The organism is Kribbella sp. NPDC058693 (assembly GCF_042715335.1).
GTDB lineage: Bacteria > Actinomycetota > Actinomycetes > Propionibacteriales > Kribbellaceae > Kribbella > Kribbella jiaozuonensis.
Genome location: NZ_JBHXSQ010000003.1, coordinates 1,256,800 through 1,281,323, shown reverse-complemented (window position 1 = coordinate 1,281,323; position 24,524 = coordinate 1,256,800). Strand labels below are relative to the sequence as shown.

The window sequence follows — 24,524 nt, the reverse complement described above, 5'->3', positions numbered from 1 at the left end:
CGTCAACACAAATAACCGGTCCGGGTGCGAGACCCCTCAGACTCGCACCCGGACCGGTGGCCGCGGGTCAGACCGTGTCGGTCTTCAGCAGATGAGCCAGGTGGGTGGCGAACGGACCCGGGTGGCTCGAGAACCCGCCGTGTCCGCCGGGGAACAGGACCACGGGCCAGCCGAGGTGGTTGGCGATGACCTCGATAGGGCGGCCCGGCAGGTGTGGATGCGAGTCGAGACCGGCGGCTGGGACGACCTTGTCGGCGACTCGCTTCAGTGCGTCCAGGTCCGGCTCGTAGCGGGTGAACGGCAACAGCTTGTGCTCGTAGAAGTTGGTGGCGTTGGCCTGCATGCGCTCGGCGAGTTCGCGGTACTCCGGCAGTAGGTCTTCTAGCGGCGGCATGGCGTCGCCGTCCATGCCGGTGCCCATCATGAACACCACGTCGGCGGCGGTCAGCCCGTCGGTGCGGTAGGTCTGGTACACCTCGTCGAAGAACGCCCTGGCGTCGTCCGCGTCGGGCAGGACCTCGGTGCACGGCGGCTCGTGCGCGACGAGCATCCGCACCCGGTCCGGGTACCGCGTGATCAACTCGAGGCCGGTGATCGCGCCTGAGCTACTACCGAACACATAGGCCGGCTCGTCCCCGCCGACCGCCTCGATCAGCGCGAGCGCGTCCTCGGCCGACCGCTCGATGCACTCGTCCGTCGCGTCCCCGTCGTACCGGCTGCGGGAGTTGCCGCGCGGGTCGTAGGTCACAACCGTGTACTCCGCCGCAAGCTGCCCGACCATCCCGGAGAACACTCCCGCGTCGGTCCCGCCGCCGGCGATCAGCAGCAACACGGGGCCGGACCCGGCAACTTCATAGTGCAGCGTCGCACCTGGCACTGCCAGCTTGTTAACAGTCTTCGCACCCATCACGCGAACCCCTTTCGTCCACCCTCAGGGTTCACCCACCCACTGGCACCACACGCACACGCCGCTGACACGCCTCGGGCGGCGGGCGGTCAGCCTGCTTCGGCGGTGGGGAGTTGGTTGGTGTCGTCGAGGCCGGCCCAGGGGTCGCGGGGTGGGGATTCGCGGCGGCCCTGCGGGCAGATTTTGGCGAAGTCGCACCAGCCGCAGAGCGCCGAGGGCTCGGGTGGGAAGGCCTCGTCGGCCTCGGCTGGGGTGAGGCCCTCGCGCCAGCGGGCCTCGGCGGCCGCCGCGTCGTCGGCCATTGACTCCGCGCGTTTCTGGTGCCGGGCGAGGGACGCATCGTCGTGGTCGGCCGCAGCGACGGTGTTGGTCGGCAAGTGATGAAGCTCGACCCGGGTGCACGGCTTGTGCAGGACACGACGCGCACCGAGGACGTACAAAGCCATGGCCAGCGACGACCGCGCATCGACAGCGGTCAGCGGCCGGCGCCCGGTCTTGTAGTCGACGATCGCCAGCTCGGTCCCGCCGCTCCCGTCGCGGGCGGGACGCTCGTCGATCCGGTCGACCCGGCCGCGCAGCGACGCCCGTTCGGTGGTGAAGGCAACGGTGCGCTCCACTCCGCGAGGCTCGTAGTACGGGTCGGTGTCCCGCAGGTAGCCGATGACCATCTCGGTCGAGCGGTCGCGCCAGTCCAGCGACTGCTGCTCGTCGCGGAACCCTTCGCTCCGCCAGCTCGAGCGCATCTTCGCGACGACCTCGTCCGGCGTACGCCGAGCCGCCGGCCAGCGCCCGAAGAAGTCGGCGAGCACCTCGTGGACGATCGCGCCGACCGTGTTGTGCGCCCACGGCGGACCCTTCGGCGGCCGCGGCGTCTCGAGATACGTGTACCGGTACCGCCGCTTGCAGTCCGCGAACGTCAGCAACTTCGTCGGCGTCGCGACGAACAACCGCGCCGGCATCCCGGGAAGCACGCTCATCCCGCCTTGATGAAGTCGGTGACCGCGTCGGCCACGAGCTGGACGGCGATCGCGCTCAGCAGCAGACCCGCGATCCGGGTGACGAGCAGTACGCCGTTCTCGCCGAGGATCCGCATGATGATGCCGGAGAACCGCAGCGTCAGCCACATCACGATGTGGATCGCGATGATGCCGACCGAGATCGCGACCACGTCCGGCAGCGATCCGTTCGCGCGCTGCACGAACACCATCGTCGCGACGATCGCACCCGGCCCGGCCAGCAGCGGCGTACCGAGTGGGACGAAGGCGATGTTCACGTTCTTGGTCTGGACCGGGTCCTCGGCGGTATCGGTCAGCAGCTGCAGCGCGATCAGCAGGAGCAGCAGACCGCCCGCGCACTGCAGCGCGGGCAGCGTGATGCCGAGGTGGTGCAGGATCTGCTGACCGAACGCCGCGAACACCACGATCACACCGAACGCGACCAGCACCGCCTGCCAGGCCGCCTTCTTCCGCACCGCGCGGGACTGGCCGGCGGTGAGCGAGATGAAGACCGGCACGGTGCCCGGCGGGTCCATGATCACGAACAGCGTGACGACGACCTCACTGAGCAGCCCGACGTTGATGACACCGTTCACGGAAGGTAGGCCTCGGGAACCTGTGCACCGGAGGCGGCCGCGTTGTTCTTGGCAGTCTCGAGCAGCCGCTCGAACTGCTCGGGCTCGGTGCTGTTGACGCCCAGATCGTGGTCGATCTTGCCGGCGCCGTGGTGGTCGCTGGAGCCGGTGTAGAAGATGCCCAGGGAGTTGGCGATCGCGCGCAACGCCGTACGGGATTCGGGCGAGTGGTCCTGGTGGTCGATCTCGATACCGGCCAGGCCGTGGTCCTTGACCAGGTGGGCGAGGTTCTCCTCGGTCATCACCTTGTAGCTGGACCGGCCCCACGGATGCGCGATCACGGGTACGCCGCCGGCCTCGCGGACCAGGTCGATCGCATGACCGGGCTCGAGCGCGTAATGCGGGACATGCCCGGCGCGACCGTCGGCGAGGTACCGATCGAACGCCTCGGTCCGGTTCGCGACCGTGCCGTTGGCGACCAGCGCGTCGGCGACATGCGGCCGGCCGACGGACGGCGTACCGGTCGCCTGGGCCAGCACCTCCTCGACGGTCAGCGGTACGCCGATGCTGTTGAGCCGGGCCACGATCGTCGGGATCCGGTCGGTGCGGCCGTCGCGGATCACCTGCAGGTCCTTCGCGAGCGGCGGGTACGACGGGTCGGGCAGGTACGCGAGCAGGTGGACGCTGATCCCGTTGAGCTTGCACGAGATCTCGAGCCCCGGCACGAACCCGATCCCCAGCTCCTCCGCCGCCTGCCGGGCCTCGACCCAGCCGTCGGCCGTGTCGTGGTCGGTGAGCGCGATCACATCGAGCCCGGCCTCCCGCGCGTGCGTCATCAGAACGGGCACCGGATCGGTGCCGTCCGAGCGGTTCGAGTGGGTGTGCAGGTCGATGCGCACGAGGTGTCCGAATCCCTTCGCCGGTCAAAGTGTCACCGCTGATGCTATAGGCGTTCACCGGTGAGCCCTGGCACTTATGCACAGAACACCTATCCTTCGGGTGCATGGAGCGCGTCGACTGTGTGGGAGCCCTCGTGTACGACGAGGAGCGCCGCCTGCTCGTGGTGAAGCGGGCGAACGAGCCGGGCCGGGGGCTGTGGTCGATCCCGGGCGGCCGGGTCGAACCCGGTGAGGACGATCCCACCGCGGTCGCACGCGAGGTCGCCGAGGAGACCGGTCTGACCGTTGAGGTCGGCGACCTGGTCGGCGAGGTCGAACGGCCCGGTCCTCAGGGCAAGCTCTACGTGATCCGCGACTACGAGGCGACCGCTGTCAGCGGGAAGCTCACCGCGGGTGACGACGCGTCCGACGCGCGGTATGTCACGCGGTCGGAGTTCTTGGCGTTGTCGACGACGATCCTGCTCGTTTCCACGTTGGAACAGTGGAACGCGCTACCGGGCTGATTCAGCAGCTGCTGAGCGGGACCTTGCCGGCCGCGAACGCTTTCGGCGTGACCCCCATCAACGAGCGGAAGTCCGCGATGAGGTGCGACTGGTCCGTGTACCCGGCGTACGCCGCGGTGTCGGCCCACGGCCGCCGGGCCTGACCGATCAGGCTGCGCACCCGCGCGATGCGAGCGAAATGCTTGGGTGACACGCCCACGTCCTCACGGAACACCCGCCGCAGATAGCGCTCACTCACCCCGAGCCCGGCCGCCGTCTCGGCCACCCGCGGCTGCATCCCGTCAGACAGCTCGGCGACCGCATTGGTCACCAGATCCAGCCGGGTAGGCAGCCGAGCCGGCAACTGATCCACCAGGAAGCTACGGAGAACCTCGACCGCCTCGGCGGGCCGGTCGCGATACGCAATCAGGTGCTCGGCGAGGTCCGACGGGCCGACGACGTCCTCCAGCGGGACGGTCCGGTCGACCAGCTCATCCGCGGCCGTGCCGAGCAGCGCCATCACGCGTCCCATCCGGATCCGGAGCCGCACGCACACCGGCAGCTCCTTCGTGACGTGGTACGACGCCTTTGTCCGCGGTCCGGCGACGAGTACGTCGCTCTCCCCCGCGCGCGTCATCCGCCACACCACCGCGGTCGCCGGGTCCGGCGGCAGCACCGTGACGGGCGTGATCGCCGGCTTCAGGGTGACGGTCTCGATCCATGGGTCGCGCACGCTTCGAGCGTAGCCAGCCGGCAGGGCGGACCGTAGTACCGAAAGTTCCTATCCTGCGGCGGTCCCGGCTGGGCAGGGTGGCGGCATGATCCTGGTTACGGGTGCGACCGGCACCATCGGCAGTGAACTCCTCCGTCAATTGGTTGCCTCCGGCATCCCGGCCCTCGGGATGACGCGCAGAGAGTTACCTGGTTTCGTCCGAGCGGATTTCGAGGATCCCGATTCGTTGCGGAAGGCAATCGAAGCCGTGGACACGGTGTTCCTGCTGAGTGCGCCGGGGCCCCGGGTTCCGGAACATGATCAGGCCATGGTGGCCGCGACGGTCGACAGCAGCGTGAAGAAGATCGTCAAACTGTCGGCGATCGGGACGATGCCTGGGAGCTGGCACGACGCCGGGGAGCGTGCGGTACGCGAGAGTGGGCTGGCGTGGACGATCCTGCGGCCGACCGGGTTCGCCTCGAACGTACTGCGGTGGTTGCCGGCGATTCGCGCGGGGCAGCCGATTCCCAACCAGACCGGGGATGGCCAGCACGCGTTCGTGGATCCGCGTGATGTCGCGGCGGTTGCGGCGGCTGCGTTGGTCTCGCCAGATCACGACGGACAGACCTACACGTTGACCGGGCCGGAGCTGCTGAGCGTGCCGGATCAGGTCGCGGTGATGTCGGACGTCCTCGGTCAGGTGTTGCGGGTGGTCGACGTACCGCTGGAGGTTTATGCGGAGCAGTTGCGGGCGGCGGGGTTGGACGAGGCATTTGTGTCGGTGGCGGTTCGCGGTGCCGAGTTGGTTCGGGATGGCGGGGAGCAGACGGTGACGAAGGACGTCGAGCAGGTGCTCGGCCGGCCGGCGGGGACGTTCCGCGCGTGGGTGGAAAGCAATCGCGCTGCGTTCGCCTGATCAGCGAGACTGGGCGGATGGACGACGCCGAGCTGGTGCGAGCGATCGAGGACAACGCGGCCGAACTGCTGATGGCGATGGGCGCGGCGGGTGGAGGCGAGCAGCGGGACGACGCCGTCGCACGGTGGACGATCGGTGGGTCGCCCATCGACTACCACAACGCGGTGGTGGCGGCGTCCGACGAGCGAGCGGTCACGGAATCCCTTGCCCTGTTGAAGAAACACGGCGTGCCGGGCACCTGGCACGCCGGACCGTCCATGAAGATCTCTCGCGACGCCATCCTGGCCGACTTCGCCGCGGCAGGCTCGGAGCCGGGGATGGCTGTGCGGATCGACGAGTTGGTCCCAACCAATGTGCCCGGGTTGTCACTCACACGGGTTGGTGATGACGACGCCCTGGCGGTGTGGGAGGCGACGCTCGGCCAGGGCTTCGGGGAGGGCGAGAAGGAAGCTCGGTGGGTCGCGTCGGTCTACCAGAAGCTCGGGTACGACGACCCGTGGCAGCACTACATCGGCTGGCTCGACGGCGTACCCGTCGGCACTGCGACTGTCTTTCTCGGCGCGGGCGTCGCCGGGCTGTACTTCGTGATGACGGTCCCGGAGCTACGCCGCCGCGGGATCGGGGCCGCGATCACGTACGGCGCACTCCGCGACGTGAGCGCGGAGTACGCCGTACTGGGGTCTTCGCCGGCCGGGCGGTCCGTGTACGAGCGCCTCGGGTTCCGTGAGTACTGCACGATCGAGCTCTACGAGTGGGCTCCGACGGGCTGAGGAGCCTCGACAGTCCGGCGCTCGCGGAGCAGCAGCCACGCGTCGAAGAGCATCACGACCGCGGTCAGACCGTGGATACCGAGCGCGGTCGCGGCCGTACCGCCGTGGCTGAGGACCATGATCATGTCCGTGATCGGGATCAGTGCCGTGATCGCCATCAGCACGCCGGTGGCGCGACGCTGACCGAGCGCGAACAGCGCGAGCAGGTTCAGGCCGGTGACGATGTCACGGATCCCCTTCACGCCGAAGTATCCGGCCGCGACACCGGTCGGCCACGGATCGATCCCGAATCCGGCAGCGGCGCCATGCCCGGAGAACAGGAACCACGATCCGAAGGTGAGCGGGAAGATGCCGAGCAGGACGGTCAGGACGGTGGTGAAGCGACGCATCGGGGTCTCCTTGATCTAGCAGCGCTAACTTTCCTAGCAACGCTAACATTGCCGTCGCTAGATTGTCTAGCGGTGCTAGGATCTGGCGTATGCCGACCCAGACACGCCGCGAGCGGGCTCGCGAGGAGCGCCGTACGCTGATCCTCCGCACTGCCCGCGACCTCGCCGAGTCCGAAGGCTGGGACGCCGTCACCACCCGCCGCCTGGCCGAAGCCGTCGACTACAGCCAGCCCGTCCTCTACGGCCACTTCAAGAACATGGACGCGATCGCCGACGCGGTCGCGCTCGAAGGCATCGGGGAGCTGACCGACGTGTTCCGCGCGGCTCGCTCGGGCGCGACGGACGACTCGGCCGGACTGCGCGCGCTGGCGCACGCCTACCTCGACTACGCGGACCAACACCCGGCCGTGTACGAGGCGATGTTCGTCCGCCGGACCGACCTGCAGTTCGGCCGGTCCGAGACGCCTGCCTCACTGATCGACGCCTTCAACGAGATCCGCGCCGCGGTGGAGCCGTTCGCGACCGACGATCCGGAAACGCTCACGGAGGTCTTCTGGAGCTCCCTCCACGGCTTGGCAACCCTGAGCCAGGGCGCTCGCCTGCGCCCCGATCACCGCGAGGCCCGCGTCGACCTCCTGGTCGCCACCTTCAGCTGAGACCGCTCAGCTGTTCCAGTGCAGGATGGCGGGGGAACCACGTTCCCAGCCGAGGGTTGAGAGCGTGGCGGTGTTGAGGACGAAGTGTCGACCCTCGGTCACGTCGAGCTCGAGCCACCGGGCGGTCAGGCCGCGGAGCGCGTGCGAGTGACCGAACACCAGGACATCTCCCGGTACGGCGGCGATGCGCGCGGCGACCCGGTCGAGCCGGGTGGTGAGCTGGGCAGGCGTTTCACCGTTGGGTACCGGGTCGTCCCATACCGTCCAGCCCGGGACGGTCTTGCGGATGTCCGCGGTGGTGATGCCTTCGTAGTCGCCGTAGTTCCACTCGACCAGGTCGTCGTCGACGACGGCGTCGGGATAGCCGGCCAGTTCCGCCGTACGCCGGGCGCGCTGCCGCGGTGAGGTCAGCACCAGGTCGAACGACTCCCCCGCGAGGCGCTCCTTCAGACCCGCCGCGACCCGCTCGCCCTCGGGCGTGAGCGGCAGGTCGGTGACGGACGTGTGCCGGCCCGACCTGCTCCACTCGGTCTCGCCGTGCCGGACCAGGAAGACCCGGTCGTCTCGCTCCTGTGTGGTCACGCTTGCATCCTCGCAGACCGCCGGTCGATGCAGGGTGAACCCTTGACCGTTTGAACGATCCAGGGCAGGGTATCGAAACTGTAAGCGCTTCCACTTTCCCCTCAGGAGGGTTCACCGTGGCATCCGGACCCACCGGTCGGCCGGCGACGATCTACGACGTCGCGGCCCTCGCGAAGCTGTCGATCGCGACGGTTTCGCGTGTCCTGCAAGGGACCGGACCGGTGTCGGCGAAGGCGCGGGCACGGGTGGACCAGGCGGCGCAGGAGCTCAACTACGTACCGTTGCGTGCTGCCCGGAGTCTCGCCGTCCAACGGCACGAGGCGCACGGACTGGTGCTGCCGGACCTGGCCGGTCCGTTCTACGGCGACCTGCTGATGGGATACGAGCGCTGGGCCGGCGAGCACGGCCAGAGCGTGATCATCACGGTCACGCACGGCAACCCGGATCCGCGCCGGACAGTGATGGACCTGGCCGGTCGCGTCGACGGGATCGTTGTCCACGGCAACGCTCTCGAACTGCCCGCGATCGAAGGGCTGCGGAAGGCGGGCGTGCCGCTGGTGCTGATCGCGCATCCGCCGATCCGCGGCTGCGACTCGGTCCGCACCGAGAGTGCGGCGAGCGCCGAGCAACTCACCACCCGTCTGCTCGACCACGGCCGCCACAACCTGCTGTTCGTCGGCGACCCGGCCGGCGGGTACGACGTCGCCGAGCGGCACGCTGGATTCGCCAAGGCACACGCGCTCCGCGGACTGCGAGCGCCTGAGCCCGTCCGGGTCCCACTGACCGAAGAGGCCGGTCGGACCGTCGCCGAACAGTTGCTACGGGCAACCACTCGTCCCGACGGGCTGGTGTGTGCGAACGACGAGCTCGCGCTGGCGGCCCTGACGGTGTTCGTCGCGAACGGGGTCGGCGTACCGGACGACGTCGTGGTGACCGGGTGGGACGACGTGATGGCGGCGCGGTACGTGTCGCCGGGGTTGACGACCGTACGGCAGCCGATGGCCGAACTGGGCCGGGTTGCCGCGCAACGACTGCACGAGCGGGTGACCGGAGAGCGGTCGCGCGCGCGGAACGACGTACTGGCAACAGAAGTGGTGCTGCGGGACAGCTGTGGCACCGACCGGGGGATGCAGAAGGAACTCCGCAGTAATAGATGAGGAGACAACAGATGTTCACCCACAGCATCCGCCGCCGGCTGGTGATCGGCAGCGTTGCACTCACCGCCACGGCGCTGGCACTTGCCGGTTGTGGCCGGTCGAGCGACTCCGGGGACGCCGGTGCGCAGTCCACCACGACGGTCAGCGAAGGTCCCGCGACCGGGAACCTGACCGTCTGGGCGATGGGCACCGAGGGCGAGAACCTGCCCAAGCTGGTGGAGCAGTTCAAACAGGCCAACCCGGGCGTGAACGTGACCGTCACGCCGATCCCGTGGGACGCGGCGCACAGCAAGTTCACCACCGCGATCACCGCGAACACGGTGCCCGACGCCGCGATGGTCGGCACCACGTGGATGGGTGAGTTCGCCGACCTCGGCGCGCTGGACCCGACACCGCAGGGGTTCGACAACTCCGGGTTCTACCCGGGCGCACTGGACACCACGAAGGTCGGCGGCACGCAGTACGGTGTTCCGTGGTACGTCGAGACGCGGCTCGTGTTCTACCGCAAGGATCTCGCCGCGAAGGCCGGTTTCAGCACTCCCCCGACGGACTGGGACGGGCTGAAGGCGATGGCGAAGGCGATGAAGGACAAGGCCGGCGCGAAGTACGGGATCAACCTGCAGCCGGGTGGCACCGGGTCGTGGCAGACCGTGATGCCGTTCGCGTGGTCGGCCGGGGCGAACATCACCGGTGACGACGGGAAGTCGTTCACGTTCGACACGCCGGAGATGCAGGAGGGGCTCAAGTACTACCAGAGCTTCTTCACCGACAAGCTCGCGGGCACGGACCTGCCGCCGAACCAGACCGAGGCGCAGTTCGTGAACGGGCAGGTGCCGATGTTCATCTCCGGTCCGTGGATGGCCGGGTCGGTGGCGAAGGCCGGCGGGGACAAGATCAAGCCGAACATCGGCGTGTTCCAGCTGCCGAAGAACAAGACCGCGACGTCGTTCGTCGGCGGGTCGGACTTCGTGGTGTTCAAGTCGTCGAAGAACAAGGACAGCGCCTGGAAGCTGGTCAAGTGGCTGTCGGACGCGAAGACGCAGGCGTCGTGGTTCAAGATGTCGGCGGACCTGCCGGCCGTGAAGAGCGCGTGGCAGGACCCGAGCATCGCTTCGGATCCGCTGCTGCCGGTCTTCGGTAAGCAGCTCGACGACGCGAAGGCGCCGCCGGCGATCGTCAACTGGGAGCAGATCGCGGCGCAGTTCGACACTGAGGTCGAAAAGATGGCCAAGGCCGGCCAGTCCCCCGCCGACACCGCCAAAGCCATCCAAACCAAAGCCACCCAGATCGGCGCCGGCGGCAGCTGATTCCTATGAGCCAGAAAACGGCACCCGACGAGGCGCTGCGCGTCTCGTCGGGTGGTAGGAGAGAAGGGGGCCGGCGAGCCGGCTCCACCAGCGATCCGGCGCGGATGCGCGGCGCCGGCGCGCCCCGGCGTCGCCTCACCCGTGAGAGCGCAGCGGCGTGGATTCTCGTCCTGCCGTTCGTTCTGTTGTTCCTCGCGTTCACGGCCGGGCCGGTGCTGGGCTCGTTGGGGATGAGTTTCACCGATATCAAGCAGCGGGATCTGCGGACGCCGTTCTCGGTGAACGGGGTCGGGTTCGGGAACTACGTGAAGGCGTTCCAGGACGAGACCTTCCGCAAGGCGGCGTTCAACACGGCGTACTTCGTCGTGATCGGTGTGCCGCTGACGTTGGTGGTCGCGCTGGGGGCGGCCGTGCTGCTGGACCGCGGCGTCAAGCGGTTCCAGGCGTTGTTCAAGGTCGGGTACTACCTGCCCGTGGTGACCTCGATCGTCGCGATCGCGGTGATCTGGCGGTTCGTGCTGGCGCCCGACTCCGGTCTGCTGAACACCGTGCTCGGCTGGGTCGGGATCGACGGGCCCAACTGGCTGGGGTCGAAGACCTGGGCGATGCCGTCGCTGATCGCGATGGCGGTCTGGCGGAACTTCGGCTCCGCGATGATCATCTTCCTGGCCGGCCTGCAGGGCATCCCGCAGTCGGTCGAGGAGGCCGGTCAGATCGACGGTGCGGGCTCCTGGCAACGATTCCGGTACCTGATCCTGCCGTTGCTCAGGCCGACGATCCTGTTCACCAGCGTGACCACCGGTATCGGCTACCTGCAGTTCTTCGAGGAGCCGTTCGTGATGACCCAGGGCGGTCCGCTGAACAGCACGATCTCGGTCTCGATGTACACCTACAACCAGTTCGGCTTCGGCAACTACGGACTGGCCACGGCGATGGCCTACATCCTGTTCGTCGTCATCGCGGTGATCACGTTCATCCAGTTCCGGCTGCTGAGGGAGAAGTGATGCGCCGCACCTGGTGGATCTACCTGATCGGAGTGCTCGGCCTGGTGGCCGTGGCCGCGCCGTTCCTCTGGATGGTGCTCGGCAGCTTCAAGACGCAGGGCGAACTGCTCCGCGTCCCGCCGACGTGGTGGCCGCAGGACGCGACCACGCAGAACTACGACGACCTGTTCAACAAGGCGAACTTCCCGCGCTACTTGGTCAACTCGACCCTGGTCGCGCTGGTCGTGACGGCCGGGAACCTGACGTTCTGCTCGATGATCGGGTACGCGCTGGCCAAGCTCCGGTTCAAGGGCCGCAACGCCCTGTTCGTCGTGGTGATGGCCACGCTGATGATCCCGGGCATGGTCACGTTCGTCCCGCTGTTCGTGCTCGTCACCAACGCCGGGCTGGCGAACAGCTACCCCGGCCTGATCCTGCCGTTCCTGGTCTCGCCGTTCGGCGTGTTCCTGATGCGGCAGTTCTTCCTCGGGCTGCCCGACGACCTGATGGACGCCGGCCGCGTCGACGGCAGCGGTGAGCTGGGCATCTTCGCCCGGATCATGCTGCCGCTGACCAGGCCCGCGCTGGCCACGCTCGGCATCCTCACCTTCCTCGGCTCCTGGAACAACTTCCTCTGGCCGCTGGTGATCGCCCAGACCGAGGACAAGTACACCCTTCCCGTCGCCCTGGCGCTGTACTCGACCGGACAGAACGCGCAGAACTACGGCCTGCTGATGGCCGGCGCGGTCGTGGTCGTCCTTCCGGTGCTGGTGATGTTCCTGGCCTTCCAGCGCCACGTCACCAAGGGCATCGCAATTACCGGACTGAAATAGGAGACCTTTGATGACCGCCTTCATCAGTCGCCGTACCTTACTTGCTTCCACCGGCGCCCTCGCGCTCGCCGGCGCCACCGCACCCGCCTATGGCGGATCACTCTCGCCCGCCCAGACATTGAAAGAGGGTTGGACTCCCAGCCGGTCCGACAAGGCGTTGGTGGGGAGGTGGGCTCGGGACACGTGGCGCAGCTTGGTCGCCATGACCGATGAGCACACCGGACTGCCCGCGGACAACATCGGGGAGTCGGTGACGAACCCGGTGCGGAGCAACTACACGTCCCCCACCAACATCGGCGGCTACCTGTGGAGCACGGTCGTCGCCAAGCACCTCGGGATCATCTCGCCGCAGGAGTCCTTGCGGCGGATCACGCAGACGCTGACGACGATGAAGAACGCCGTACATCACGAGCCGAGCGGGATGTACTTCAACTGGTACGACGAAGCCACCGGCGCGGTCCGGACCGTCGACCCGGACGGCACCAAGCCGATCACGCCGTTCGTGTCGAGTGTCGACAACGCCTGGTTCGCCTGCGCGCTGATGGTCGTCCGGAACGCCGAGCCGCGCGCTCGCGCCCTGGCCGACTCCGTGCTCGGCCGGATGAACTTCAAGTTCTACTACAACCCCGACGCCCGCCCAGGCGGTCTGATGCGCGGCGGATTCTTCGAAACGCCGCCGCCGGACGAGGAGACCGACAAGGGCAATCACGCCGGCGTCGGCCCGGACGTGTACTACCGCAAGTTCCACTACGACACCTGCAACACCGAGGCGCGCATCGCCGGCTACATGGGCTTCGCGCTCGGTCAGGTCCCACACACGCAGTACTTCGCGACGTACCGCACCTTCCCGGACACCTGCGACTGGTCGTGGGTGGAGCAGAAGCCGAAGGGCGTGCACCGGACGTACCTCGGGCTCGACGTCTTCGAAGGCACCTACTCGTACCGCGGTATGCGGATCGTGCCGTCGTGGGGCGGCGACATGTTCGAGTCGCTGATGCCGGACCTGTTCATCCCGGAAGCCACCTGGGCGCCGCGGAGCTGGGGTATCAACCACCCGCTCACGGTCCGCGCGCATATCGAGCACGGTCTCGACGACGCGAAGTACGGCTATTGGGGCTTCTCCCCCGCGTCGAACCCGAAGGGCGGGTACTCCGTCTACGGCGTCGAGGCGCTCGGCATGGATCCGACCGGCTACCCGTCCGACCTCGAGGGCACAAACTACGACGGCGGCTTCGAGGGCTGTCGCGAGGGCACCAGCCCGAACCCGACGTACGGCGACGGCGTCGTCACCCCGCACGCGGCCTTCCTCGCGATGGCGTACGCACCGCGGCAGGCGATCGACAACCTGAGCAAGATCGAGAAGAACCTGCACGCGTACGGCGGCGGCGGTTTCTACGACTCGGTCGCGGTGAAGTCCGGGCTGATCGCGAAGCGGTACCTGTCCCTCGACCAGGCCATGGTGATGGGTGCCATCGGCAACGTGTTCGGCAACGACCTGATCCGGCGCAGCTTCGGCAGCCGGACGGTGGAGAGCCGGATCCGGCCGCTGATCGCGATGGAGAAGTTCGAATCCGGCCTCGAGTAGGAGACTCTTTCATGCAGAACGACGCCCAGAGATCGGCCCAGACCGACTGGGACGAGCGGATCGCGCTCCGCAGTGACGAGGAGCGCGAGTTCGCCTTCCCGGACCTCGATCCGCCCAAGGAGGTCAGCGCGGTCGGCGGTGTCGGTCAGGTGACGATCGACTGGTCGCCGGTCGACGGCGCCGCCGGGTACCTGATCCTGCGCGGCGCCGGCGAGCACGGCCCGCTGGAGCCGGTCGATCATCACAGCCGGGACATCCTGTCGATCCCGGCCCCTCCGTACGTCGACACGACCTGCACGCCCGGCACGCCGTACCGCTATGCGGTGGTGAGCGTGCCGGAGGTGACCGCGACGAACGGACGGGCGAGCGCGATGGCCGGCGCCGTACCGCTGGTTGCTGATGGCACCGTTCCGGCCGTCGAGGTGACGGTGGATGTGGTTGCTGAGGGCACCGAGTTGGCCAAGCCGTGGGTGCCGATGGTCGGCAGCGAACGACTCAGCCAGTTGCTCTGCACGGACCGCACCGGCGGGCACGAGATCGGCGTCGAGCTCGAGGACGCGCTGCGCCGGATGCACGACGAGATCGGCGTACGCACGGTTCGGGCGCATGCGATCTTCCACGACGACACGCACGTGATCACCGAGTCCGGCTACGACTTCTCCGTCGTGGACACGATCTACGACAAGCTGCTCTCGATCGGGCTGCGGCCGGTGGTCGAGCTCGGCTTCATGCCGCGCGAGCTGGCCAGTGATCCGTCGAAGAAGGTCTTCGAGTACGGCGCGATCATCTCGCCGCCGGCGTCGTACCAGGCGTGGCACGACCTGGTGCGCGCGCTGGTGCAGCACCTGGTCGACCGCTACGGCCTCGACGAGGTGCTGACCTGGGACTTCGAGGTGTGGAACGAAGCCAACCTCGAGGTCTTCTGGTCCGGCACCAAGGCCGAGTGGATGCAGCTGTACGACGTATCCGCCGCGGCTGTGAAGTCCGTGGATCCGCGCCTCGCGGTCGGCGGGCCGTCGTCCGCCGCGGCCGGCTGGGTCGACGATCTGCTCGTACACGCAGCGGCGAACGGCTCGCCGGTGGACTTCGTGTCGACGCATACGTACGGTTCGCCGCCGCTCGACGTACGGGCGTCGCTGGAACGGCACGGGTTCGGGGACGCGCGGGTGCTGTGGACCGAATGGGGCGTGACGCCGACGCATTTCAACCCGATCAACGACTCGGTCTTCTCCGGGGTGTTCCTGCTCCGCGGCATGAAGTCGGCCGCCGGGCGGATCGACGCGCTCTCGTACTGGGTCGCGTCGGACCACTTCGAAGAGCTCGGGCGGCCGCCACGGTTGCTGCACGGCGGCTTCGGCCTGCAAACCGTTGGTGGGTTGGCGAAACCGCGCTTCCACGCGATGACGCTGCTGAGCCGGCTCGGCCCGGTCGAGCTCCCCGTCACCCTCGACGGCGACGGCGCAGACAGCCTGGTCGAGGCGTGGGCGTCGCGGGACCGCGACCGGATCGCGGTACTGCTGTGGAATCTCACCCTCGATCAGACGAAGGCGGACGGCGCACCTGAGCTGACCCGCAACATTCGTCTGCAGCTACCGGGCGTCGACCCAGCCTGGGAGGCGACCGCAACCACCCTGGCGATCGGCTCCGGTGACATCGCCGCGGCTGCCGAAGGTCTGCCCGACTGGCCGACGGACGAGGAGCTTGCCGACCTCGCCGTGCGGAGCAAGCTCGTCAGTACTCCACTGGAGTTGCACGACGGAGAGGTCGAACTGTCCCTCCCGATGCCGAGCGCAGTTCTCGTGGAGCTTCGTCCTCGTCGAGGTTGACGGCCTCCTGGATCCACCGCTCCACCCCTGCGATGTGCACCGTCGCCCAGGACCTGGCCACCTCCGGCTCGCGCCCCTCGATCGCGTCGAGGATGGCGCGATGCTCGGCCAGCGTCCGGGCGACGGCGTCGTTCTGCGTCAGCCCCCGCCAGATCCGCGCCCGGTACGTCGGTTGCCGCAGACTGTCGATGATCGAGGCCAGGGCTCGATTGCCGCTCCCCAGCGCCACCACCTTGTGGAACTCGACGTCGCTGGTCAGCAGATCCTCGACCGACGGCTCCGGACCCAGCTCGTCGAGCATCTTGCGCAGCGCGGCAATGTCGTCGTCCGCCATCCGAAGCGCCGCCCGGGCGGCCGCGGCCGGCTCGAGAATCCGCCGTACCTCGAAGAACTCCAGGACCGACGCGTCCTGATGCAGGTCGAGGACGAAACCCATCGTCTCCATCAGCAGCGACGGATCGAGACTGGTCACGAACGTGCCGTCGCCCTGCCGGACCTCGAGCACCCGGATCAGCGCAAGCGCCTTCACCGCTTCGCGTAACGAGTTCCGCGACAGGCCGAGGCGGGCGGCCAGGTCGGCCTCCCGCGGCAGGCGATCGCCGGGCCGCAGTTCCCCGGCCACGATCATCTGCTTGATCCGATCGATGGCTTCGTCGGTGACGCGCATCGCCTCACCTCCTGAATCTGCTGAGACATCCGATGTTCCTGCACGATACATCGGATGTCTAGGGCTGAATGGCCGGTTCAGGTCGTGAATTATGGCTCCGAGGTGTTGACTGCGCCGAATGCTTCCGACTATAGATCGGATGACTAGCACATCCCCTGGAGGTCAGCGATGAAAGCATCACCGGCGCGGACACGCCGCTGGGTCACCGCCGCTCTGTCGGTTCTGGCCCTGACCGCCGTGGCCGCCTGCGGGGGCAACAACGGCAGTAGCGGTAGTAGTTCGGGATCGGCCGACAAGGCAGACCTGACCTGGTCGTTCTGGATTGCCGGCAGCGAGGACCAGGCCGCCTGGCAGAAGGTCGCCGACCAGGCCCACACCGATCACGCCGGGATCACCGTCAAGCTCCAAGGGGCTCCCTGGGACAGCTACTGGTCGAAGATCGGGACCACGCTGGCCGGCGGTAAGGCACCGTGCATCATCGGCATGCAGAGCCTGCGGATGGCGTCGTACGCCAGCGCGATGCTGCCGCTGGACGACCTGATGAAGAAGTACGGCCTGAAGGTCGAGGACTTCGACAAGCCGATCATGGACGGCCTGAAGGCGGACGGGAAGCAGATCGCGATCCCGTACGACTCCGGCCCGATGGTGATCTTCTACAACAAGGACATGTTCAAGGCCGCCGGCGTACCGGACCCGAAGCCGGGCTGGACGATGGACGAGTTCAAGGCTGCCGCGAAGAAGCTGACGGCCGCCGGCAAGACCGGCCTGGTGACGACCCCCGGCGACCTCGGCACGATGTCCTGGGTACGGACGATGACCGGCGCGGAGCCGCTGTCCGACGGCAAGCTCAACCTGACCGACTCGAAGTTCGAGCAGGGCTTCTCGCAGTACGCCGACTTCGTCAAGACCGACAAGATCGCCCCGCAGGTGCCGGGCGGTAACCCGGACTTCGAGACCCAGCAGTTCACCGGCGGCAAGGCGGCGATGCAGCTGAACGGTCCGTGGTCGCTGATCGACACCAAGGGCAAGGTCAAGTTCGACCTCGGGATCGCGCCGATCCCGGCCGGTGCGGACGGATCGAAGACCTACACCGCCGGTTCGGGCTTCGGTATCTCCCGGTCCTGCAAGACGCCCGACGCGGCCTTCCAGGCGATCATGTCGATGACGAGTGAGAAGCCGCTGACCGTGCTGGCGCAGGCCGGCCGCGCGTACCCGGCCCGTACCGTGGCGCACCCGGCCTGGTTCACCGCCGCCGGTATCGACGGCGCGAAGGAGACCATCGACTACGCCTCCGAGAACTCGATCCCGCTGGTGACCTCGAAGAACTGGGTCCAGGTCGCCGACCTGCTCAACCGGTTCGGGACGCAGGCGCTGAACGGCGAGATCCCGCCCGACCAGGCGCTGAAGACCATCCAGGACCAGGCAGGCGCTGGGTCGTAATGGCAACCGACACGACAACCGTCGCTCCCCCGGGCGCACCTTCGGGTGCCGCCCGGGCGGGGCGTCGGCCCGCGTTGCGCCGGGACGGTCGGTACGCGTCGGTCTTCCTGGCGCCGAGCCTCGTCGGGCTGGCCCTGTTCACGTTGTTCCCGACCGCGATGGCGCTGGGCATCAGCCTGTTCGACTGGCCGGTGTTCGGCGATCGCTCGTTCCTCGGCTTCGACAACTACTCGCACCTGCTGCACGACCCGGTGTTCCGCCGGGTGGTGCTCAACACCGTGCTGTTCGTGGTGCTGTACGTCCCGCTGAACGTCGTCGTCTCGCTCGGGCTCGCGGTCTGGCTCGGCCCGCAGATCAGGGGCCGCCAGGTGTTCCGGGTGCTGTTCTTCATCCCGGTGATGACGCCGATGGTCGCCAACGTGATGGTCTGGCGGCTGTTGTTCCAGCCCGGTGGGCTGATCGACGGGGGCCTGCAGAGCTGGTTCGGCATCGACGCGCCGAACTTCCTCGGCTCGTCGAACTGGGCGATGCCGGCGATCGTGGCGATGTCGATCTGGCAGGGGTTCGGGTACAACTTCCTGGTCTTCTCGGCCGCGATCGACCAGGTGCCGCAGTCGCAGCTGGAGTCGGCGCAGATCGACGGTGCCGGGCCGCTGCAGCGGTTCCGCTACATCACCTGGCCGATGATCACCCCGTCGATGTTCTTCGCCACCACCCTGACGCTGATCACCTCGTTCCAGGTGTTCGCGCAGCCGTTCATCCTGACCCAGGGCGGTCCGGGCGTGGCCACCCAGACCATCGTCATGTACGTCTACAACCAGGGCTGGCAGTTCCTCCAGATGGGACTGGCGTCCGCGGCCGGCTGGGTGCTGTTCGTGATCATCATGGGCATCACCGCGATCCAGTTCGTCGGGCAGAAGCGGTGGGTGAACTATGACGTCTGAGACCAACAGCACCGCCCGCAAGGTCCGCAGCGGTGTCTCGCACACCCTGCTGGTCGTCGTGGCGATCGTCTTCCTCGCTCCGTTGGTGTACGCCGTTTCGACGTCGCTGAAGCCCGCCGACGAGGTGTTCACCCCGACGCCGCACCTGTTCGGCTCCGAGATCCGCTGGAAGAACTACGCGGACGCGTTCACGTTCGCGCCGTTCGACCGGTACTTCCTGAACAGCCTGTTCGTCGCGGTCGCGGGCACCCTGGTGGTGGTCGTCGCCTCGAGCATGTCGGCGTACGCCTTCGCGCGGTTGAAATTCAGGGGCCGTGAGCAACTGTTCGTGCTGTTCCTGGGCACGCTGATGGTGCCGCAGGAAGTGCTGATCGTGCCGATGTACTGGCTGATGCAGTCGCTCGGCTGGGTGGACAGCTACTGGGCGCTGATCCTGCCGTGGGCCTTCACCGCGTTCGGCACGTTCCTGCTCAGACAGTTCTTCCTCACCGTGCCGGCCGAGCTCGAGGAAGCGGCCCGGGTGGACGGCTGTGGCCCGTTCCGGTCGTTCCTGCGGATCATGCTGCCGCTGGCGCGGCCGGCCATCGCCGTACTCACCGTCTTCACGTTCATCAGTTTCTGGGGCAGCTTCCTGTGGCCGTTGATCATCATCAACAGCGTCGAGGACAAGGGCACCGTGCCGCTGGGCCTGGCGCAGTTCGTCGGCCAGCAGGGCACGCAATGGAACCTGATGATGGCGGCCTCGATCATGGCGATGATCCCGACCGTTCTTCTTGTCGTGCTGCTGCAGAAGCACCTTGTCCGCGGCCTACTCGTGACCGGTCTGGGCGGCCGCTAATTCTAAGGAGAGTTGTATGACCGACGCGCCTCCCGCGCATTCTGTCGAGAAGTTCCGCGACTGGCGGTTCGGCCTGTTCGTCCACTGGGGCCTGTACTCGCTGCCGGCCCGGCACGAGTGGGTGAAGAACCGCGAACGGCTCACCGACGAGGACTACCAGCCGTACTTCGACCACTTCGAGCCCGACCTGTACGACCCGGTCAAGTGGGCCCGCGCGGCCCGTGGAGCCGGCATGAAGTACGCCGTACTCACGACCAAGCACCACGAGGGCTTCTGCCTGTGGGACTCGGAGGTGTCCGACTACACGGTCGCGCACACGGCCTGGGGCAAGGACAAGGATCTCGTCCGCCAGTTCGTCGACGCCTGCCGGGCCGAGGGGCTCGGGGTCGGGTTCTACCACTCGCTCATCGACTGGCACCACCCGGAGTTCCCGATCGATGTCGTCCACCCGCAGCGGTACGACGAGGAGGCGCAGGCGAAGGCGGCCGGGCGCGACGTCCAGGTGTACGCCGACTACCTGCACGCGCAGACGCGTGAGCTGCTGACGAACTACGGGCCGATCGACATCATGTGGTTCGACTTCTCGTACCCGAACCGGAACCGGGAGGACGGGCTGCCCGGGCCGGGCAACGGCAAGGGGAAGGACGAGTGGCGGTCCGTCGAGCTGATGGCGATGGTCCGGGAGCTGCAGCCGGACATCCTGATCAACGACCGGCTGGACATCCCCGGCGATTTCGTGACGCCGGAGCAGTACCAGCCGGACGGGCCGATGGAGCGCGACGGCGTACCGGTGCTGTGGGAGGCGTGCCAGACGCTGAACGGCAGCTGGGGGTACGACCGGGACAACCTCGACTGGAAGTCACCGGAGACGCTGGTGAAGATGCTGGTCGACTCGGTCTCCAAGGACGGCAACCTGCTGCTCAACGTCGGTCCGACCGGGCGCGGCGAGTTCGACCCGCGGGCGCTGGCGACGCTGGCGTCGATCGGTGAGTGGATGCGGCTGCACGAGCGCTCCATCCGCGGGGCGCGTCCGTCGGAGTACACGCCGCCGACCGATGCTCGCTACACGCAGAAGGGCGACCGCCTCTACCTGCACCTGTTCTCCTGGCCGATGGGCCACGTCCACCTCCCCGGCCTCGGCGGGAAGGTCAAGTACGCCCAACTCCTGAACGACGCCTCCGAGATCAAGCGCGTCCCCAACGACCCCAACCAAACCGCCCAGAACACCCGCATGGGCGGCGTCTCCCCCGACACCCTCACCCTCAAGCTGCCGATTCAGAGGCCGAACGTCGAGGTCCCGGTCATCGAACTGTTCCTAAGCTGACGAACAACCCGCCCGCCCGCCCGCCCGCCCGCCAGCCGGCTACGCCGGCCGGCGGGCGGGTGATGTACAGGCGCGAGGCCTGAGAATCCAGCGCCGCAGGCTGCTTTTCCACCTCGCCCGGCCGGCGGAGCCGGCCGGGCGAGGTGCTAGGACGTGGGGGTCGGACGGCCTGGCTGCTCTCCGCCTCTGGCTTCCAGGTAGCTGTTTTTCGGGACCATGACCTTGCGGCGGAAGAGGCAGACGACGGTGCCGTCCTGTTTGTAGCCCTTGGTTTCTACGTGGACTATGCCGCGGTCGTCCTTCGACTTCGACTCCCATTTGTCCAGGACCACGGTCTCGCCGTAGATGGTGTCGCCGTGGAACGTCGGCGCGACGTGGCGGAGCGACTCGATCTCCAGGTTCGCGATCGCCTTGCCGCTCACGTCGGGTACCGACATGCCGAGCAGGATCGAGTAGATGTAGTTGCCCACCACAACGTTCTTGCCGAACTGGGTGGTCTCTTCGGCGTAGTGCGCGTCCAGGTGCAGCGGATGATGGTTCATCGTCAGCAGGCAGAACAGGTGGTCGTCGTACTCCGTCACCGTCTTGCCGGGCCAGTGCTTGTAGACGGCACCGACCTCGAACTCCTCGTAGCTGCGCCCGAACTGCATCGCGGTTCCTCCTCGGTCCTGGATTCCCCATGCTGCCGGGTCCAGGCGCATCCGGACCGTGGTCTGGCTCTCACCAGCGCGAGAGATACATCACCCGACCAGTCGTGCTCAGTCCTGGGTGGGCTGCTGCACCGTGTGGTCCGGCATCCGCGGGTGGACCTCGCCCTTGAGTGCCAGCTTGGCCAGGTGATTCCGCGCCTCTTCAGCGAACTTGAAGTCGCACAGTACGTCGTACGTCGTCGCCACCACCGCGGTCCGCGAGGTGAAGTCACGCCGGCCGGCGGACTGCGCGTAGCTCAGACCACCGAACACCAGACCGAAGAACGCACCGAGCACCACACCGGTGAGCAGCGCCGCGAGCCAGTTGCCCGTGGTGAACAGCCCCAGCAGCAGACCGACGAACAGACCGAACCACGCGCCGCTGGCCAGACCCGCGGTCAGCGCGCGGCCCCAGGTGAGCCGGCCGGTGATCTTCTCGACCTGGCGCAGGTTGTTGCCGACGATGGTCGTGTGCTCCACCGGGAACTTCTCGTCCGAGAGATAGTCGACAGCTCGCTGCGCCTCCCGGTAGGTGTCGTACGTCCCGATCGTCAGGCCGGTCGGTCTGGGGTCCATCGAGGGCATGCCCTGCGTGGTCATCGTCGTTCCTCTCCACGTGCGTCCACCCCCATCATTGCCGACAGCTGGTTACCGCGTCTTGATAGCCTCGCCGTGATGGCCGGGCGACGGTGGGACATGGGCGCGACACGCCGAGTTGGAGGGTTCTTCGCCCGCCGCGGCGGTGCTGACGGCCGTCCGCCGGACGACGTGGTCACCGGCAAGCTCGAGGGCGCGCTGATCGACTGGGGTCTCTACCGGGACGGCGTGCGCGACCAGCGGGTCAATTCGTACACCGACGCGCTGGCCAGGGCCCGGCGCGGTCAGGGGTTCGTCTGGATCGGCCTGTTCGAGCCGACCGACCACCAGCTCGCCATCATCGGCCACGAGTTCGGTCTGCACCCGCTGGCGCTCGAGGACGCCTCGGAGGCACACCAGCGCCCCAAACTCGAGCGGTACGCCGACACCCTGTTCGCTGTCTTCAAAACAGTCACGTACGTCCCGCACCGGGACCTGACCGCCACCAGTGAGGTGGTGGCGACCGGTGAGGTCATGGTCTTCTGCGGACCCGGATTCGTCGTCACAGTCCGGCACGGTGAACACAGTGAGCTGACCGGACTGCGCCAGGAGCTGGAGAAGGAGCCGAAGAGGCTGGCCACCGGTCCGGGCGCAGTACTGCATGCGATCGCCGACCACGTCGTAGACCGGTACCTGGAGGTCGCGGACGCCGTACAGGCCGACATCGACTCGATCGAGACCGGCATGTTCACACCGCGTGGCTGGCGGAACATCGACAAGGTCTACCAGCTCAAGCGCGAGGTGCTGGAGCTGAAGCGGGCCGTGGCGCCGCTGACCGGGCCGATGCGCGCACTGTCGACCCTGCGGAACCCGCTGATCGCCGACGAGACCAGGAACTACTTCCGCGACGTCGACGATCACCTGCAACGAGTGAAGGAGCAGGTGATCTCGTTCGACGAGCTGCTCAGCTCGATCCTGCAGGCCGGGCTGGCCCAGGTCCAGGTGGCCGAGAACGAGGACATGCGGCGGATCTCGGCCTGGGTGGCCATCCTCGCGGTGCCGACGATGATCGCCGGCATCTACGGCATGAACTTCGACTACATGCCCGAACTGCGGCTGAAGTACGCGTACTTCGTCGTACTCGGCGTGATGGCGTCCGCGTGTTTCGTCCTTTACCGGTTGTTCAAGCGGAACCACTGGCTGTGACCCGGGTGTTCTCTACCGTCTGAAACACGACTTGGCAACCTTTTGCCATGGCCGGGAGTCCTTGCGGATTGGAATGTTCAAACGGTTGTGGACCGATCCGCTGCCTTGATTGAATTCTGCCGTCGCGTTCGGTCAGGAATCGAGCACGTTCTGCGACCAAGGGGAGGGACCAGCTGTGCTTCGAATCCACTTCACGCCGCGGGACCTTGCCCGCGTCACCGTCGCGACCCAGCCGGCGCCGCTGTGGGAGGTGCTGCTCAGCCTCCACATGCTGCAGCACTCGGACGGTCGGCTGATCTTCGAGGACTGGCGCCGTCAGGTGCGGGCCAGGGTCGCACCGGACCAGATGCGGCTGCTGCTGGAGCTGACGCCCTCGAAGGGTTACTCCCCCGATTTCCTGACGCCGGCGGAGTCCGCACCGGATTTCGACTCCGCGCTGGAGCAGACGCTGGCCACACCGCGGCAGCAGCTCCGCAGCCAGCTCGATCTGCTCGCGACGTACCGTCCGGCGTCGCCGTGGACGCGGGAGCTGGCGCAGGGCGGCCGGACGTCGATGCACAAGCTCGGCCGGGCCATCCGGACGTACCACGACGCGGCGATCGCGCCGTACTGGAAGTCGATCGGCACGCATGTGTCCGCGGACCACGCCCATCGTGGGGAGGCGTTGGCCCGTCACGGGGTGGACCGGCTGCTGTCGTCGCTGCATCCGCGGGTCCGGTGGGTGGCACCGGTCCTGCAGGTGCTGGACATGAACGACCGCGATCTGTATCTCGATGGCAGGGGAATCGAGTTGCAGCCGTCGGCGTTCTGCTGGCAGGTACCGACGAAGCTGCGGGACCCGGACCTCAAACCGATCCTGGTGTACCCGATCCAGCACGCGCCGGGGATCCTGCGGCAGGCGTCGGCGGAACCTGCGCTCTCGAGTGATCCGCTGAGCTCACTGCTCGGCTCGACCCGCGCGGCCGCGCTGGAGGCGACCGTCAGCGGCTGTACGACGACGGAGCTGGCGAAACGCTGCAACATCTCCCCGGCCGCCGCCAGCCACCAGGCGACGGTACTGCGGGAGGCCGGCCTGATCACCACCCGCCGGGCCGGCGCGTCGGTGCGCCACGAAATCACCCAGCTCGGCATCTGGCTGCTGTCCGGCTACGGCTCCGGCCACACCCGTCCGCCGGCGCAGGCACCCGTCTAGCCCCCCACTCCCCTGCCCCGCCACACGCTGGGCCGACCGGCACCGCCCCGCCTGTCGACCCAGCGTGCCGGCCG

The 24,524-nt window shown here is 67.7% G+C and carries 26 protein-coding genes; 16 read left to right on the top strand and 10 right to left on the bottom strand.

Features of this window, described 5'->3' with window-relative positions:
* Positions 1 to 67: 67 nt before the first annotated feature.
* From ACFWUU_RS24375 to ACFWUU_RS24360, 4 genes are all read right to left on the bottom strand, one after another.
* Positions 68 to 907: an alpha/beta fold hydrolase gene (locus ACFWUU_RS24375; RefSeq protein ID WP_380178489.1), complete on the bottom strand. Its 840-nt coding sequence runs from the start codon at positions 905 to 907 to the stop codon at positions 68 to 70.
* An 89-nt stretch (positions 908 to 996) separates the two neighbouring features.
* Positions 997 to 1,884 (bottom strand): RecB family exonuclease, encoded by an 888-nt coding sequence (locus ACFWUU_RS24370; RefSeq protein WP_380178487.1) that lies wholly within the window; start codon positions 1,882 to 1,884, stop codon positions 997 to 999.
* Complete coding sequence (locus tag ACFWUU_RS24365) at positions 1,881 to 2,498, bottom strand: MarC family protein (RefSeq protein WP_137258232.1); 618 nt, start codon at positions 2,496 to 2,498, stop codon at positions 1,881 to 1,883. The genes ACFWUU_RS24370 and ACFWUU_RS24365 overlap by 4 nt, the downstream gene beginning before the upstream one ends.
* On the bottom strand, positions 2,495 to 3,376 hold the full coding sequence (locus tag ACFWUU_RS24360) for a PHP domain-containing protein (RefSeq protein ID WP_380178485.1): 882 nt from the start codon (positions 3,374 to 3,376) through the stop codon (positions 2,495 to 2,497). The genes ACFWUU_RS24365 and ACFWUU_RS24360 overlap by 4 nt, the downstream gene beginning before the upstream one ends.
* Before the next feature lie 104 nt (positions 3,377 to 3,480).
* On the opposite strand from ACFWUU_RS24360, the gene ACFWUU_RS24355 reads away from it, so the two are divergent.
* Entirely contained in the window at positions 3,481 to 3,879 is a 399-nt protein-coding gene (locus ACFWUU_RS24355) for an NUDIX hydrolase (protein ID WP_380178483.1), read from the top strand.
* 1 nt (position 3,880) lies between these two features.
* On the opposite strand, the gene ACFWUU_RS24350 is transcribed toward ACFWUU_RS24355, so the two are convergent.
* Entirely contained in the window at positions 3,881 to 4,591 is a 711-nt protein-coding gene (locus tag ACFWUU_RS24350) for a helix-turn-helix domain-containing protein (protein ID WP_380178481.1), read from the bottom strand.
* 85 nt (positions 4,592 to 4,676) lie between these two features.
* On the opposite strand from ACFWUU_RS24350, the gene ACFWUU_RS24345 reads away from it, so the two are divergent.
* Positions 4,677 to 5,486 carry an NAD(P)H-binding protein gene (locus ACFWUU_RS24345; protein WP_380178479.1) on the top strand — a complete coding sequence of 270 codons (810 nt, stop codon included), beginning with the start codon at positions 4,677 to 4,679 and terminating at the stop codon, positions 5,484 to 5,486.
* A 17-nt stretch (positions 5,487 to 5,503) separates the two neighbouring features.
* Positions 5,504 to 6,256, top strand: a complete 753-nt coding sequence (locus ACFWUU_RS24340; RefSeq protein WP_380178477.1) for a GNAT family N-acetyltransferase — start codon at positions 5,504 to 5,506, stop codon at positions 6,254 to 6,256.
* Here the strand turns inward: ACFWUU_RS24340 and ACFWUU_RS24335 are convergent.
* Positions 6,232 to 6,645, bottom strand: coding sequence for a DUF4267 domain-containing protein (locus ACFWUU_RS24335; protein WP_380178475.1), 414 nt, complete (start codon positions 6,643 to 6,645; stop codon positions 6,232 to 6,234). The genes ACFWUU_RS24340 and ACFWUU_RS24335 overlap by 25 nt on opposite strands.
* Before the next feature lie 89 nt (positions 6,646 to 6,734).
* Between ACFWUU_RS24335 and ACFWUU_RS24330 the strand changes: the two genes are divergently transcribed.
* Positions 6,735 to 7,301: a TetR/AcrR family transcriptional regulator gene (locus tag ACFWUU_RS24330; RefSeq protein ID WP_380178473.1), complete on the top strand. Its 567-nt coding sequence runs from the start codon at positions 6,735 to 6,737 to the stop codon at positions 7,299 to 7,301.
* A gap of 6 nt (positions 7,302 to 7,307) precedes the next feature.
* On the opposite strand, the gene ACFWUU_RS24325 is transcribed toward ACFWUU_RS24330, so the two are convergent.
* Entirely contained in the window at positions 7,308 to 7,883 is a 576-nt protein-coding gene (locus tag ACFWUU_RS24325; RefSeq protein ID WP_380178471.1) for a histidine phosphatase family protein, read from the bottom strand.
* 116 nt (positions 7,884 to 7,999) lie between these two features.
* Here ACFWUU_RS24325 and ACFWUU_RS24320 point away from each other — a divergent pair, with 116 nt between their 5' ends.
* From ACFWUU_RS24320 to ACFWUU_RS24295, 6 genes are read left to right on the top strand one after another with little or no spacing between them, the layout of a single operon-like run.
* The gene (locus ACFWUU_RS24320) at positions 8,000 to 9,040 is read left to right on the top strand and encodes a LacI family DNA-binding transcriptional regulator (RefSeq protein ID WP_380178469.1); all 1,041 of its coding nucleotides are present in this window, start codon (positions 8,000 to 8,002) and stop codon (positions 9,038 to 9,040) included.
* A gap of 11 nt (positions 9,041 to 9,051) precedes the next feature.
* Complete coding sequence (locus ACFWUU_RS24315; RefSeq protein WP_137258242.1) at positions 9,052 to 10,347, top strand: sugar ABC transporter substrate-binding protein; 1,296 nt, start codon at positions 9,052 to 9,054, stop codon at positions 10,345 to 10,347.
* A gap of 5 nt (positions 10,348 to 10,352) precedes the next feature.
* Complete coding sequence (locus tag ACFWUU_RS24310; RefSeq protein WP_233715088.1) at positions 10,353 to 11,351, top strand: carbohydrate ABC transporter permease; 999 nt, start codon at positions 10,353 to 10,355, stop codon at positions 11,349 to 11,351.
* Entirely contained in the window at positions 11,351 to 12,163 is an 813-nt protein-coding gene (locus ACFWUU_RS24305) for a carbohydrate ABC transporter permease (protein ID WP_380178467.1), read from the top strand. The genes ACFWUU_RS24310 and ACFWUU_RS24305 overlap by 1 nt, the downstream gene beginning before the upstream one ends.
* Positions 12,164 to 12,173: 10 nt before the next feature.
* Entirely contained in the window at positions 12,174 to 13,748 is a 1,575-nt protein-coding gene (locus ACFWUU_RS24300) for a glucoamylase family protein (protein ID WP_380178465.1), read from the top strand.
* An 11-nt stretch (positions 13,749 to 13,759) separates the two neighbouring features.
* Positions 13,760 to 15,574, top strand: a complete 1,815-nt coding sequence (locus ACFWUU_RS24295; RefSeq protein ID WP_380178463.1) for a xylan 1,4-beta-xylosidase — start codon at positions 13,760 to 13,762, stop codon at positions 15,572 to 15,574.
* Here ACFWUU_RS24295 and ACFWUU_RS24290 read toward each other — a convergent pair.
* Positions 15,480 to 16,241, bottom strand: a complete 762-nt coding sequence (locus ACFWUU_RS24290) for a FadR/GntR family transcriptional regulator (RefSeq protein ID WP_380178461.1) — start codon at positions 16,239 to 16,241, stop codon at positions 15,480 to 15,482. The two genes, ACFWUU_RS24295 and ACFWUU_RS24290, sit on opposite strands and share 95 nt — an antisense overlap.
* Before the next feature lie 168 nt (positions 16,242 to 16,409).
* Here ACFWUU_RS24290 and ACFWUU_RS24285 point away from each other — a divergent pair, with 168 nt between their 5' ends.
* Genes ACFWUU_RS24285 through ACFWUU_RS24270 form a run of 4 tightly spaced genes read left to right on the top strand, consistent with a single transcriptional unit; the run spans position 16,410 to position 20,787 of the window.
* Positions 16,410 to 17,681: an ABC transporter substrate-binding protein gene (locus ACFWUU_RS24285; protein ID WP_380178459.1), complete on the top strand. Its 1,272-nt coding sequence runs from the start codon at positions 16,410 to 16,412 to the stop codon at positions 17,679 to 17,681.
* Positions 17,681 to 18,625, top strand: a complete 945-nt coding sequence (locus ACFWUU_RS24280) for a carbohydrate ABC transporter permease (protein ID WP_380178457.1) — start codon at positions 17,681 to 17,683, stop codon at positions 18,623 to 18,625. The genes ACFWUU_RS24285 and ACFWUU_RS24280 overlap by 1 nt, the downstream gene beginning before the upstream one ends.
* On the top strand, positions 18,615 to 19,463 hold the full coding sequence (locus ACFWUU_RS24275) for a carbohydrate ABC transporter permease (RefSeq protein WP_137258249.1): 849 nt from the start codon (positions 18,615 to 18,617) through the stop codon (positions 19,461 to 19,463). Before ACFWUU_RS24280 ends, ACFWUU_RS24275 begins: the two co-directional genes overlap by 11 nt.
* 16 nt (positions 19,464 to 19,479) lie before the next feature.
* A complete protein-coding gene (locus tag ACFWUU_RS24270) occupies positions 19,480 to 20,787 on the top strand; it encodes an alpha-L-fucosidase (RefSeq protein WP_380178455.1) in 1,308 nt (435 codons plus the stop codon).
* A gap of 146 nt (positions 20,788 to 20,933) precedes the next feature.
* Here the strand turns inward: ACFWUU_RS24270 and ACFWUU_RS24265 are convergent, their stop codons facing one another.
* Positions 20,934 to 21,488, bottom strand: coding sequence for a MaoC family dehydratase (locus tag ACFWUU_RS24265; protein WP_325053128.1), 555 nt, complete (start codon positions 21,486 to 21,488; stop codon positions 20,934 to 20,936).
* Between the two features lie 57 nt (positions 21,489 to 21,545).
* Positions 21,546 to 22,076: a general stress protein gene (locus tag ACFWUU_RS24260; protein ID WP_137258252.1), complete on the bottom strand. Its 531-nt coding sequence runs from the start codon at positions 22,074 to 22,076 to the stop codon at positions 21,546 to 21,548.
* Between the two features lie 75 nt (positions 22,077 to 22,151).
* Between ACFWUU_RS24260 and ACFWUU_RS24255 the strand changes: the two genes are divergently transcribed.
* Positions 22,152 to 23,258 carry a magnesium and cobalt transport protein CorA gene (locus ACFWUU_RS24255; RefSeq protein WP_233715090.1) on the top strand — a complete coding sequence of 369 codons (1,107 nt, stop codon included), beginning with the start codon at positions 22,152 to 22,154 and terminating at the stop codon, positions 23,256 to 23,258.
* Between the two features lie 175 nt (positions 23,259 to 23,433).
* Complete coding sequence (locus tag ACFWUU_RS24250; protein ID WP_380178453.1) at positions 23,434 to 24,450, top strand: ArsR/SmtB family transcription factor; 1,017 nt, start codon at positions 23,434 to 23,436, stop codon at positions 24,448 to 24,450.
* Positions 24,451 to 24,524: the final 74 nt, after the last annotated feature.